This is a genomic window from Bacillus sp. 105MF, from assembly GCF_000374885.1.
GTDB lineage: Bacteria > Bacillota > Bacilli > Bacillales > Bacillaceae_G > Bacillus_A > Bacillus_A pseudomycoides.
The window spans coordinates 1-13,392 of the sequence record NZ_KB895617.1 but is presented as its reverse complement, the minus strand read 5'-3'; the positions used below and the strand labels follow the sequence as shown (position 1 = coordinate 13,392).

The window sequence follows — 13,392 nt, the reverse complement described above, 5'->3', positions numbered from 1 at the left end:
TGCTTGCTTGATATAAAGTAATTCCTTCTACCTCAAGTTCTTCTTTTAATTTCTCTACCTCTTCTCTTTTAAATAAAAAACTTCCATCTAAACGCCATGTATCCTTATTAATTGGATTTAGTTGTCCCTGTTTCATCAAATTATTAAATGTGAAGTGACTAATATCTAAGTACTCTTTTACTTCATTCGTGGTCATATTTATTTCATATGTACTAAGCATTTACGTTCCCCCTAATATTCCATTTATATATAAGAAATAATATTATTATGTAAATTATAATTTATAAAAAAGATAATTTAAATTTATTATAACATAAATAAAAAGTAAACTATTTAAATAGATATCTAATAACGGGATATAATTTATAATTAAATTCATTTTTATTATATTATAAACCGAATGAGTAAGAATGAATAAAAGTAAACACATAATAACCATAGAAAATGGGGGGTTTTCTATGGGCATATTAAACTTTCATTTTTATGAAATTTAATCTTACTATGTAAATAATTTTGAATGTAATTCAGTTATAATGATAGATATAAAAGGAATTAATAAGGAGTTGAATGACAATGAAATTTGAATTGAAAACAATTCATAGTGAAACTTCTTTAGAAAACATAGAGAAACAAAAACAAAATTTCGCAAACATAATTGCATTATGGAATCTTGATTATATAAATGAAGCTGAATTTAAAAAGGAAAATAATGAAAGAGAAGATTCATATACATATGAGGGATTTTCAGATGAAGAAATATTGTACTACTACTTAAATCGGCAAACACATTTTGATCAAGAAAAACGTATAAAGGATGCATCCAGGACTCTATATGCACGTGATTTAAGCCAGTTCTATTTTTTCATCAAACAAAGTACAGAATTTCTGCAGCAAGATGTAAAAGACTACGAGGATGGTTGTGTATGGAGGAATCTACGAAAACGTCACATTCGTAACTATCAGAGGTGGTTGTCAGAAGAGGCTATTTCCTATCAATCCAAGGAGAAATACAAACCATCAACTATAAGTAGAAAATTAGGTGTAATTCGATCCTATTTAAAATGGCTATATGAAATCGGATATATTCAAGAGCCACTCCATGTAGAAGTATTGAGTACCACAGTAGGCAAGCATCATAAACCAAAGAGAGATTTATCTTATGAAGAAGTAAAGCAGTTACTTCGCTATTACCAGGATAACGAGATTAATTATGCTTTATTATCTATTCTTGCGACAACAGGGTTACGTGTTGCAGAAGTTGCGCATGCAAAGTGGGAAGGTCTTGAGTATGATGCTATACGTGGACGTTACTATTTAACAGTGGATACAAAGGGAGATAATGAACGGATTGTTTCTATTAATAAGGAGATTTTTAATCGTATTGTTGCCTTTCGTATACGCCGACGACTTCCTACTAATATAGGCAATAAAAATGGTGGTACTATCTTTCAAACCAAAAATCATACAGCATATCGAGAAAATTATTTATCTCAGTACATTACAAAGATTATTAAGGATACGGGTCTCCCGTTTACGAAAGACATTCGGATAACCCCTCACTTCTTTAGACATTTTTATGTACAGTACTTGTACGATTACAAAGAGTTACCACCACATCTTATTGCAGCCACAGTAGGTCATAAAGATGATAGAACGACAAAAGAAAATTATTTAAAGCAACGTTTAATCAAAGATAATGATGCGGGGAATTTAATTGGTGAAGATGAATTTTAATATGTAATTAATATATAATAAATCGAAATAAAAAGGGATGAAATCGATATTATTCCATCCTTTCTCCTTTCCCTTTCTTTTTAATTGTTTTTAAGTATCTATACCGTATAGACTTCAATTTTTGTAGGGTTAGAAAAACGGCGTGCTAATTCTTTTTTGATTTTTTCAATAGCAAAGAACTCAGAGGATGCATATACAGTGATTACTTTTTTTATAAAAGTATTACCCGTTATTAAAATATATCTTACCGAATATGATGAAATCACACTCTCACCCTTTCGCATATCTATTGTGTTTAAGATATATGCCGACATGTGTGGATATATTCTCAAAAGCTATAAGATAAGTAGGCAAGTGGTATAATTATAACCCCAGATAAATGGACCAGAACTAAAGAACCGCTTCTGAATAGATATAGGAGCGGTTCCTTAGTTCTAGTTACTGGATAGATGTTTTTTTCTATGAATCCTGTAACAGTAAAAAGATTTTATAATCCTCCTAGTTGTAAGAACGCTGGTACTACCCCATCACCATCAAGCTAAGGTTTTGAAGTACCCCCTAAATGAAAATTTTCTTTCTCTACAGATAGTTACTCTGAAAAGTCAGCTCATTTTTTCGTTTTGGGGGCATTAAAAAATTCTTAAGTTGATGGGCATGTATAGTGACCCCTTGTAGGGCCTCTATTGAACCTTCTACTACACTTTGTCCTTTAGTTGTACTTGTTTTTTTCTTTTCCATGGATGGACGCCCCTTTTTCTTTGATTGTAGGGCATCCAATCCTCCTGTTTCATAAACTACTTTCCATTTTCGAAGTGTTTCGCAAGAAGGAATATTGAAAAGCGCCGCTGTTTCCCTGATAGATGTCCCTTGTTCATTCATATAATGAAGTACATCTAGTTTATACTCGGAAGAGTAGGATGTATATCGTTTTTTAAAAGCTTTTTCACCTAAAGATTCATATCTTTTAATCCATCGATAGAGCTCACTAGCATCAACACCTACAGATGTAGAAATTGTTCCTCCACCTTCAGCCCCATCTAAATACCGTCGCATCGCTTGTATTTTGTCTTGCGAAGAAAATTTAGCCATAAAAAAGTGCACCCCCAATTGTTAAACTGTGTCTAACAATTGGGGGTGCACTTCATTTCAGTCGTCTTTTCCGGTTCTGATGCAAAAACTATATGCCTTATGTAACTAATCTCAAAAACCTGGACATGCTGATAGAACTGTCTAACTTAAGACTAGTGTTTGATAAATCTTTGGTAATCCTTTAATTTCCTCAATTACTTCATGATTTAATAGTTCCTCAGTTTCAATTACCAATAGAGATATTTTTCCTTTTTCCTTTTGCGATACACGTATCATATTAATATTAATTTTACGTGTTGCTAATATAGAAGTTACAGACGAAATGGTACCAAAATGATCATTGTTCATAATAAGAAGAGCTGATCTTGTTTTATTTAAATTCAAATCAAAACCATTAATCTCAATAACTTTGATTTTTCCCCAACCAATCGAACAAGCAATCATCTCAATTTTATCTTCACCTTTGTATAAAGTAATCTTTACTGTATTGGGATAAGACGGTTTTGCAATCTCTTCTATACAATTAACTGTAATTCCTCTTTCTGCTGCAATTGTAAGTGCATTAGAGAATAGTGAGTCATCCATTTCAAAGCCTAAAATACCACCAACAAGTGCTACGTCTGACCCAAAAGTGCAATCAGTTTTTTTGAATGCCCCATATAAAGAAATTTCGATTTTTTCTGGAGGCTTTAAAAATAGCTGACGAACAATATGTCCTATCTTTGTTGCTTCTACTCCATAAGCACTAGGTGTTCCAATAGTAATAGGACCAATAATATCAAATACTGATTTATATTTCATGATTATCCTTTCTCCTTACTATTAGTAGTAGGGATGCATTAATAAAATGTTTTTGTATTAAGAAAATATTTCATAACTGAAAGGTAATGAAAATACGGATTATAATAAGCGATCCATCCGTTTATTAAGATATCTATTCAATATAAAGAGTTTTTTGATATTTTTAACAATAATTTTTAATAAAAAGATGTATTGATTTATTTATCATTATTGAAGGTGAACGATCATGTTTATTTAAAAAATCAGTAAATAGAGAATGCAATTTGTTAGGTAGTTATGCCTTATTTACAATTACACTAGAAATCCTGTAGATCTGTTCATACTATAAGGAAACAGTATTATATTTTATAAATAAAGCCCATGGGAATTTTTTAATTCCCTGGGCTTTCATTTCTCATAACATTCCGACTCCTGTATGGTAAGCGAAATCCTAGTGCAATTGCTGCTCCAATGCAACTAAATAAACATCCGAACAGTAAATAGAGAGTAGGTGTAGAATCTCCAATCGCAACAGAGGCAACCCCACCTATTGCCGGAAAAAGTGCCACCATATAACTACTAACTGATGCACCGATTCGTTCTACTAGCTTGAGGTAGAACATCCATGCCCCAAAGGAAGCAAATACAGTTAAAAATGCCAAAGCTCCAAGATAAGAAACGGACGTTGGTAGTGTAAAGTTCTGTTCCTGAAAGGTACAAACAGCAAGTAAAAGTATCGAAGCCACAACAAAGCCAACACTATTCGAATAAACAGCATTAATACCACGTCGTGCATTTCGAGCGGAAGCTGCGTCACCAATAGCTGTAAGTATAGTTCCAAACAATGCGAGGCCTATTCCTTTTAGATCACTTGTACTAGAGCCCTGTGTTAGTAATGGATAAACTAATATAGAAACACCTGCAATACCAACTATTCCCCCTATTAGAATTCGAGGATGAAGACGCTCACCTAGAAATATACGAAGTGCAATTGGTGTCAGAACTGTCTTCAGTGAAAACAGCAGCGTTACTAGTGCAGCAGAAATCCAAATTGTCGCGTAGTATAAACACAAGTAACTTAGAGCTAAGTTACATACCCCAAAAGTAACAAGGGGGAAAACATCTTTACGAGAAGGCCTACCATTTGGACGTACCACGCACATGAGGACAATAAACATTAGTGCAGCCCCTACCAAGCGATAGGTTAATGACAATTCAAGGCTTACAGGAGTACCTTGTATTTTTACTGCAATAAAGTTTAATCCCCAAACTATTAAGCAGAAGATGTACATAAAAATTGTCATACGTGTAACACTTCGTTTTGCTGTGCGAAAGGAATATCGAAATAATTAAAAACTTCTGTTAATGCAACGGCCAGTTGTGCTATCTGCTCCTCAGTGTGATTTGGTGTAACATTAACTCGGAAGCGTTCTGTGCCGACAGGAACCGTTGGTGAATTAATAGGTTGCAGATAGACGTGATGTTGTTCAAGTAGACGTTGGGCAGCAGCTTTACATTTTTTTGCATCACCAATCAGTACAGGGAGAATATGCGTTTCACTTGAGTCCATTATCGGAATATTTGCTTGAGCAAGTGCTTCTCTTAACATGCTAGTTTTTTGGTGTAGAGCGTTCCGCTCGTTATCTGAAGATTTTAAGTGTTCCACACTAGCATGACAGGCTGCGACAACAGCTGGTGGTAAGGATGTTGTAAAAATAAAACCAGATGCAAAAGAACGAACAGCGTCAATTAGTAATGATGAAGCTGCAATGTATCCCCCGATTACTCCAATACCTTTTGCCATTGTTCCTTGAATAAAGTCCAATCGATCCACAAGACCTAGTTCAGCAGCTATTCCTGCTCCGCGAGGACCGTACATACCGATTGCATGTACTTCATCAAGAAATGTTAAAGCGTTATATTTATCTGCAAGATCCGCAATTTTCTGAATCGGTGAGATATCGCCATCCATTGAGTATACTGATTCAAACACAATAATTTTTGCTCGATCATGTGGTTGAGCTGCAAGTAACTTTTCCAAATGGTCAACATCATTATGTCTAAATATCGCTCGTTCGACTTGAGTGCTACGTATACCATTAATAATTGAAGCGTGATTTCGTTCGTCAGAAAATACTATGCAATTTGGAAATAGACGAAGTAAACATTGTAATGTTGCATCATTCGAGCCATATCCTGTAGGAAAAACTAATGCGGCTTCTTTACCATGCCATTCCGCAAGTGAAGATTCAAGTGCAGCGTAATGATAATGTGTACCACCTATATTTCGAGATCCGCCTGAACCAGCACCAAACGCTCGAATTGCATCATGCATTGCTTCGGTAACTATTGGGTGCTGAGACATTCCTAGATAGTCATTGCTGCACCAAACGACAACTGGTTGCCCATCTTTCTGGCCATTCAATTGTGCTAAAGGATATTGGCCACGCATCCGATTAATTGTAACAAATTCTCGATATTGTCCGCTTTCTTTCAAAGATTCGAGCTTATTTTCAATAATTTTTGCATACATGACTTTTCCTCCAAGTATAGTTATAGTTTACAGTTCATCCAGTTTGATATTTTTTCATAAAAATTAAGGAAAACTGTTAAATAATTGTTTTTTATTATATCGAGAAAATATAATAAAACCAAACAAAAAACAAAATCATGCATATTTTCATAATTTTGTTTTTTTAAAACTTCAAATGTCTTTAAGTTGATATAATTTATTTCAAATAAATAATAACAATTTTTTGAAAATAAAACTATATTTTAGAATTTTATCAATAAAAAACAGATAATTATCATTAAAAAATGATCATATTAAGCTAAATATTATAAGCAAAGACTAGTTTCCTCTAAAAGAATCATTGTAATGATTTACAAAATCCATATAAAACAATACCTTTAGAATAAAATATAAATATAATTTTCTTATTTTTTATCAATATAACTTTTTAGAATTCTGTTGCAAAGTTGATTAACATCAAACTAGATAAGCGATTGGGGAGTACTTATTATGCAACTATAGGTTCTGTTGCAAAGTTTTTAAAAGTAAGCTAAACTTTTGCAAAACAGAGCGAGGAGAATCACAAATGAGATATTTTAAAGGAAAACAATTTAAAAAAGATATTATTTTAGTAGCCGTTGGCTACTAGAGGTATGGCAACCATTCCTTCTTTTTGGAGCCACTCGCAATTTTTATAGTTTTTAAGGTGTTTTACTATACAGAATGTGACTTCGGTATAGTTATTCAATAAAAAATTAGTAGTTTTCTTTACCGAACACGTAATTTCTAACTTTAATTTCACTTTACCGAATACAAAAAAACTAAAAAGTAGGCTTATTTAGTCTATTTTTCTTGAGCGGCTCTAAAAGTAACGAATGGTTGCCGTATGCCCAATTGCAAAAAAATATTGTGAAAAGCCTGTTAAACAATAAATAGACTATATAGTTAAGAGCATTCTGTAAGGGGGATTTGCATATATAGGTTTCTATGCCCATCTCCCGAAAAAGAGTCTCTCTTTGTTCCAATTTATCTTCTTATTTATCAATTAATATTGGAAAAGGGGCGTTGAAAGTGAATTTTAACTATGTGAATGAAAATATAGGAAATTATCTTTTTGATCCAGGAACAGGAATTTATATTTCTTTGAACATTAATTATGGTTCTGGTGCAAAAACCATTTGATAGAGATATAGAACCTACATGGCCTATTCAATGACAGATTATGATGCACTTCCAAACAACTTATGTATGAACCCAACTTCATTTTGAGCAGACTTCACCTGTAGGTTAAGTTGTCTTTTTTTCATCATATGCATGGCTTCAACGCCGCTCAATATAGAAGTGGCTGTTTCATATGACTTGAATCCTAACATAGAACGTACACGTTTCTTAATGAAACGGTGATCCTGTTCCACTATATTATTGAGATATTTAACTTGCCTTATTTGTATGCCTTCAGGCATATGTTTCTCTTCTTTTAACTCTTGAATCGCTACGGGATAGGCTGGGTTCTTGTCTACTGTTATAACACGAGGTTTACAAATATGAGAAGCAGCCAAGGCTTTCTTGAAAAAGCGCTTGGCTGCTTGTTTATCTCTTGATTCACTTAGATAAAAATCAATGGTGTTTCCTTCAGAATCTACTGCGCGATATAAATACATCCATTGACCTTTTACTTTCACATACGTTTCATCGACTCTCCAGGAATCATTTGTCGTCTTAAGATGACGTCGTACTCTTTCGTCTAATTCAGGTCCATATTGATGCACCCAACGCATAATGGTGGTGTGAGCAATAGACAAACCTCGTTCCTCCATCATTTCTACCAAATCACGAAAACTGAGGTTGTACCGTAGGTACCATCTCACAGTTAATAAAATCATATCAGGTTGATAATGCTTCCATTTGAACAAATTTTCCTTTTTCATACCGATCACACACCTTTTTTAGAGTAATAGTATCAGTATGTCCAAGATTTAGAGGTTACTTGCATGTATCTTGAAGTTTTTGCACCGGAACCAGAAATATAAAAGGTGTAGAAAATTGTCAAAAAATACAAAAATATTATTGAATATATTTTAATAGTATTATATCATAAGGAATATTATGGTATAAAATATGTAATTTCAACTAAAAAAAGTAATTAGAACAATTATTTGCGAAAAATATTATTTCCTAACAATTGACGAATTCAGAAATGCTTTTGACGTAGTAAAAGGCTGTGGTTTTGAAGTTTGGTTAAATAACTACTCCTACACTGTAGTTGGTGGTATTTGCAAAGATAGTACACCAGGTGAATAAGTAGAGTGCTAATTAAACCTTAATATACTATAAAACAACAGGTATCTATTACTTTTTCATTAAGAAGAAAGTAATAGATACCTGTTGTTTTATAAATACTAATATAGGGAGACATTTATGGGGATTATAGAAGTTAAGAATTTAGAGAAATCATTTTTCATTGAAAAGAAAATGATAAACATCCTGAAAGGGGTAAATCTTGAAGTAAAGCAAGGAGAATTCCTATGTATCATGGGTGCGAGTGGCTCAGGTAAAACTACTTTGTTGCAATTACTTGGGGGGATAGATCAAACGACAAAAGGAGAAGTTAAAATAGGGGATACAGAAATCTCAATGATGAATGAAAAAGAATTGGCACTATTCCGAAGAAGGAAAATAGGATTCATTTTTCAGCAGTTTAACTTAATACCTATTTTTAATGCGGAAGAAAATGTTACCCTTCCTTTATTATTGGATAATGTCGAACAACAAAAAGCCACAAATCAAGCAAAAAAACTTTTGAAAATTGTTGGTTTAGAAGGCAAGGAGGAAAATCTTCCTTCTCAACTTTCTGGAGGTCAACAACAACGAGTAGCGATTGCTAGAGCTTTTGCTAATGATCCTGAAATTATATTAGCAGATGAACCGACAGGAGCATTAGATTCTGAAAATAGTAAAAATATAATTACTGTACTTAGGAATGCTTGTGATGACTTAAATCAAACGGCAGTTGTAGTAACACATGATCCTTTTGTAGCAGCTCATGCGGACAGGGTTGTTTTTCTATTGGATGGTTTAATAATTCATGAATACGAGGAAACGAACGAAAAGATTTCAGAGAAAGTTAAGCGTATTCAAGAAATAATGAACACACACTTTCAATAGAATGGGAGGTTTTGAAAATGTGGATTTTCAAATATGCTATAAAATCAATTAAGGAAAACCGATTAAGAACATCACTTATTGCCCTTGGTACAGCTTTAGGTGTTATGTTAGCCACAATGTTGTTACTAGGAAATAATTCTGTCGAAGAAACAGTAAAACAGCAAGTTAAGAACAATTACGGTGACTACAATTTGCAATTCGGTTATATGAAAAATGATCAATATTTAGATGACAAAGAAGTAGATCAAATAAAAAATATTAAAAACCTTAAAACTGTATCAAAGGTATTAATACCATATGTAATACCTAATAAATCGGAAATTTCAAACCAACCGGCGTATTGGGGAGTCGAACCAAATTCACCTGAAATCCGTGCTTATAAGATTGATCAAGGGAGATATCCAGAGAAAGGGGCAGAAGTTGCGATTACAAAATCCTATGTAGAGAAAAATGGGATTAAATTAGGTGAAAAAATTGAAATGCCTTTTCCACCTTTTAATAAAAAAACAGTAACAGTAGTTGGTATTATTAATCCACCAACAATGTCTGCAATGAAGCAAACTGCATTCTTTCCTATTGAGTGGCTACAAAATGAATTGAATTTGAAAAATAAATATAATTTAGTGCAAATAAAAGCGGCTAATGCTAATGAAAAAGCCTTTTTAGTTTCGGAAATAAAAAGCGTGTTAAATGGCGTGAAAATTGATCAACGTTTATATGTTGATAAAGCATTTGAACGCTTAAATGTAATGAAACCTTTAATCTGGGGACTAGGTGGAGTTGCCCTATTTGTTGTGGCCCTTTTAGTCATGGGAAGCTTTTTCTTATCTGTACGTGATCGTCTTAAACAATGGGCCTTATTACGTGCCCTTGGAAGTGGATCTGTTCAAATAATAGGTGTAGTCCTACTTGAGTCTTTAATAATTGGTAGTATAGGTTCCTTAATAGGAGTTACAATGGGTACTTTATTTTATCGTTTAGTATCAGGATTGATTAATAGGTGGATAGGAGGGGCAACTGTTGATAGTGAGACTTTTATAATCTCATGGGGCCTATTAATTTCAACTTTTATTGTAGGAATTATGATGTCTATTATAGGGTCTATTATTCCAGCGATGTCTATAAGAAAAATTCCACCTGTAGAAGCTTTTAGACCTGTGATTTTGTCTGTCAATAAAAAGGAAAAGAAAATAAGTATAATTAGTTTCTTTGTAGCGATAGTTGGTATTGTCATTGGAACTTGTGCAACTTTCTTAGAGAAGTTAATTAAAGTAAATATTGGACCTATAGGAGCATTTTTATTTGTAATAGGTTTATTGTTTGCTATACCGTTCATCATTAGAGTTATTACACCAATAATAACTAAACCTTTCCAGCGCGTCTTTCGTATAGAAACTTCCATAAGTAGTCGAAACGTGATACGTAATAGACAAAAAGCAGCGATTTCAGTTGCAATATTGTCTTTTGGATTTATGTTAGCGTTGGTGGGAAGTATGTATATGAATTCAATGCAGGAAGGTATGAAGCAAGGGATAAAGAAAAGCATGCCAGCCGATTTATCTATTCGGGTACCAATGTTAGGTCGAGCAAATGAACATATTCCTTTTGAATGGTTAGAAAAAATAAAGCAAATTAAAGGTGTACAAAATACAGCAGCTATTGCAACGGATACAAAATCTAAATTAGTTGATTACGATTTTAAAAAATCTGATTCAGAATGGTATGACTTTGTGCGGAAAAATAATATTAATCCCGAAAGAATGGAAGTCTCCGGTATAGATTCAACTGTGTTTAACCAGATAAAAAAAATAAAAGTAGTATCAGGAAAAAGTTTAGAGGAACCTCTTAAAAACGGTGAAGGGGTTATTTCAAAGAGGACTGCCGATTACTTAGGAATAAAATTGAATGATAAAATTAAGGTTCAATCACAGGGGCATGAACCACAGCTTATTAAGATCGTGTCTATATTGGAAAAAAATTTACAAATAGGTACCATGGGGGTACTAGTTAATGAGGAATGGGCAAAAAAGAACTTCCAAATAACAGGTTATGAATCTATAGAAATAATAGTAGATTCTCATAAGAATATTAATGAAATACAACAGAAAGTTAACCAAGTTATGAAGAATGGAACTAATATAGAACTTATTAATAGTACAGATTTATTAAAGGAACAGCTAACATTGTTAAATCAAATGTTACTATTGATTCGGTTATTAGTTGGTATTATTTTTGTGATTTCTGGTATTGGTTTAATGAATGCAATTATAGCAAGTATATATGAACGTCGTGCTGAAATAAGTATGATTCGAGCTGTTGGTGCAATTCCCGGACAAATGAAAAAAATTATTTGGTTAGAGGGGACTTTTTTAGGATTAATAGCAAGCATTATTGCAGCGTTTGGTGGAATTATATTTAGTTATATTGTGTTACCTAGTTTGGATTTAAAGATAGTAGATATTCCTTACCTACAAATATTATCTTTGGTCATAGTTAGTATATTATTGGGAACATGTGCAGGGTTAATTGCTGCATATCAAATTAGAAAGTTTAAATTACATGATACATTAAAGGAATTATCATCTTAATTTAAACTTATCAGATTGAGTTTTAAATAACTTTAATAACCTCCTACCAAATAGGAGGTTATTGTCTTTTGGAGAACAAAATTAAACAACACTATTATTTCTGTACTACACACCAATAGCAAAAGGTATAGATAGATATAAAGGGAGTAGATGTTGTATATGTGTTAATTTATGAGAAAATATAGCAAGACCAGTATTAAAGGTTAAAAATCAACGTTCAACTTGGCACCTACCATGTGTCCATTAACTAAAAAAATTAGTTGTTCCCCAAAACGATAAAAATGAATGTCGGTTTTATAACAAACACAAATTTTTCGTTTAGAGGGTACTTTGGAAAATTAGCTTGATGGCAATGTGGCGGGACCCCATGCCCATCAACTTAAGAATATTTACTACCCATTATTCTTAAAGACGTTATTTTTTCTAGATTAATAAGAAGGGATAACACACAAAAAAGACACCCGCACAGGTGTCTTTTCTTAGTATAGAAATATCTTAAAATAGATATCTGGTGTCATATATTCAGTTTAAAAGACCTTTTGTTACATCATAACGCCATTATCTTTGAATGAATACCATTTCCCATCGATAAAATGTTTCCCTATTGCCATGTATCCATGATCATTAAAGTAATACCAACTTCCATTGATATTTTTCCAATCTCTAGCCATAGAACCATCTTCATTAAAGTAACGCCATTGCCCACCGTAGGAGTTACCAAAATATACCCATCCAGTAGACATGACTCCATTATCGTCAAAGTAATACGTTTTTCCATTCATAGTACCAAAATCTGTAGCCATGCTACCTTCTTCATAAAAGTAATACCATTTTCCGTTGATATTTTTCCAGTCTTTAATCATAGTTCCATCTTCGTTAAAGTAATACCAACTTCCATTGATATTTTTCCATCCAGTAGCCATATATCCGTTGCTATCAAAGTAATACCAGTTACCATCAATTTTTTTCCAATCCGTAACCATAGATCCTTCTTCATTAAAGTAACGCCATACTGCATCAGATCTACCAAAGTCTATCCATCCAGTAGACATAACCCCTTCAGTACCAAAGTAATATGTCTTTCCATTAATAGTTTTTAATTTTAAAGTGATACGTCCATCTTCATCAAAGTGATACCATTTCCCTTTATCTTGTAGCCATCCAGTTTTCATCGTACCATCTGCATTTAGATAAAAATTCCCATTTTCAATCCAACCTGTTTGCTTCACACCATTTTGGTCATAGAAATACCATGTATTTCCCTCTTTTACCCACCCTGTTTTCTGCATTGCCTGTTCTGTTTTTGGAGTAAGTTGTTTTACAGCTTCTTGGTTTTCAGCATGAGATACTGCAGGCACTACAAACATTGCAGACATTAAAACTGGTAAAATAGCTTTCTTCATTTTCCATATCCCCCAAATAATGAATAATTTTAGTTTTTATTTCCACAAACAGAATTATATTATGATATTTAAATATAATCAATAGTTTTTGTAACAAAAATGTAATCTTTTTTAATTTAAT

At 32.9% G+C, this 13,392-nt stretch carries 9 protein-coding genes and 1 pseudogene; 3 read left to right on the top strand and 7 right to left on the bottom strand.

The genetic code is table 11. The features are described from left to right. Nucleotides 1–220: helix-turn-helix domain-containing protein (locus C564_RS32940; RefSeq protein WP_033794912.1), on the bottom strand; the 220-nt coding region annotated here is incomplete at its 3' end. Nucleotides 221–573: 353 nt separating this feature from the next. Between C564_RS32940 and C564_RS0129120 the strand changes: the two genes are divergently transcribed. Further along, entirely contained in the window at nucleotides 574–1,734 is a 1,161-nt protein-coding gene (locus C564_RS0129120) for a tyrosine-type recombinase/integrase (protein WP_018767854.1), read from the top strand. Between the two features lie 669 nt (nucleotides 1,735–2,403). Here C564_RS0129120 and C564_RS0129110 read toward each other — a convergent pair. The 5 genes and pseudogenes from C564_RS0129110 to C564_RS0129085 form a co-directional block, all read right to left on the bottom strand. Next, nucleotides 2,404–2,823 (bottom strand): annotated as a pseudogene (locus C564_RS0129110) (helix-turn-helix domain-containing protein); the annotation flags it as partial. A 141-nt stretch (nucleotides 2,824–2,964) separates the two neighbouring features. After that, nucleotides 2,965–3,624, bottom strand: a complete 660-nt coding sequence (gene sdaAB, locus C564_RS0129105; RefSeq protein WP_018767851.1) for an L-serine ammonia-lyase, iron-sulfur-dependent subunit beta — start codon at nucleotides 3,622–3,624, stop codon at nucleotides 2,965–2,967. A gap of 371 nt (nucleotides 3,625–3,995) precedes the next feature. After that, nucleotides 3,996–4,907: a DMT family transporter gene (locus C564_RS0129100; RefSeq protein ID WP_018767850.1), complete on the bottom strand. Its 912-nt coding sequence runs from the start codon at nucleotides 4,905–4,907 to the stop codon at nucleotides 3,996–3,998. Next, entirely contained in the window at nucleotides 4,904–6,136 is a 1,233-nt protein-coding gene (gene hemA, locus C564_RS0129095) for a 5-aminolevulinate synthase (RefSeq protein ID WP_018767849.1), read from the bottom strand. The genes C564_RS0129100 and hemA overlap by 4 nt, the downstream gene beginning before the upstream one ends. Nucleotides 6,137–7,335: 1,199 nt before the next feature. Continuing rightward, on the bottom strand, nucleotides 7,336–8,043 hold the full coding sequence (locus tag C564_RS0129085) for an IS6 family transposase (RefSeq protein WP_018767847.1): 708 nt from the start codon (nucleotides 8,041–8,043) through the stop codon (nucleotides 7,336–7,338). 490 nt (nucleotides 8,044–8,533) lie between these two features. Here C564_RS0129085 and C564_RS0129080 point away from each other — a divergent pair, with 490 nt between their 5' ends. Both C564_RS0129080 and C564_RS0129075 read left to right on the top strand, forming a co-directional pair. Continuing rightward, nucleotides 8,534–9,280 carry an ABC transporter ATP-binding protein gene (locus C564_RS0129080; RefSeq protein ID WP_002130391.1) on the top strand — a complete coding sequence of 249 codons (747 nt, stop codon included), beginning with the start codon at nucleotides 8,534–8,536 and terminating at the stop codon, nucleotides 9,278–9,280. A gap of 17 nt (nucleotides 9,281–9,297) precedes the next feature. Then, nucleotides 9,298–11,868, top strand: a complete 2,571-nt coding sequence (locus C564_RS0129075) for an ABC transporter permease (protein WP_018767846.1) — start codon at nucleotides 9,298–9,300, stop codon at nucleotides 11,866–11,868. A gap of 542 nt (nucleotides 11,869–12,410) precedes the next feature. On the opposite strand, the gene C564_RS0129070 is transcribed toward C564_RS0129075, so the two are convergent. Then, nucleotides 12,411–13,271, bottom strand: coding sequence for an N-acetylmuramoyl-L-alanine amidase family protein (locus C564_RS0129070; RefSeq protein ID WP_018767845.1), 861 nt, complete (start codon nucleotides 13,269–13,271; stop codon nucleotides 12,411–12,413). Nucleotides 13,272–13,392 lie beyond the last annotated feature (121 nt).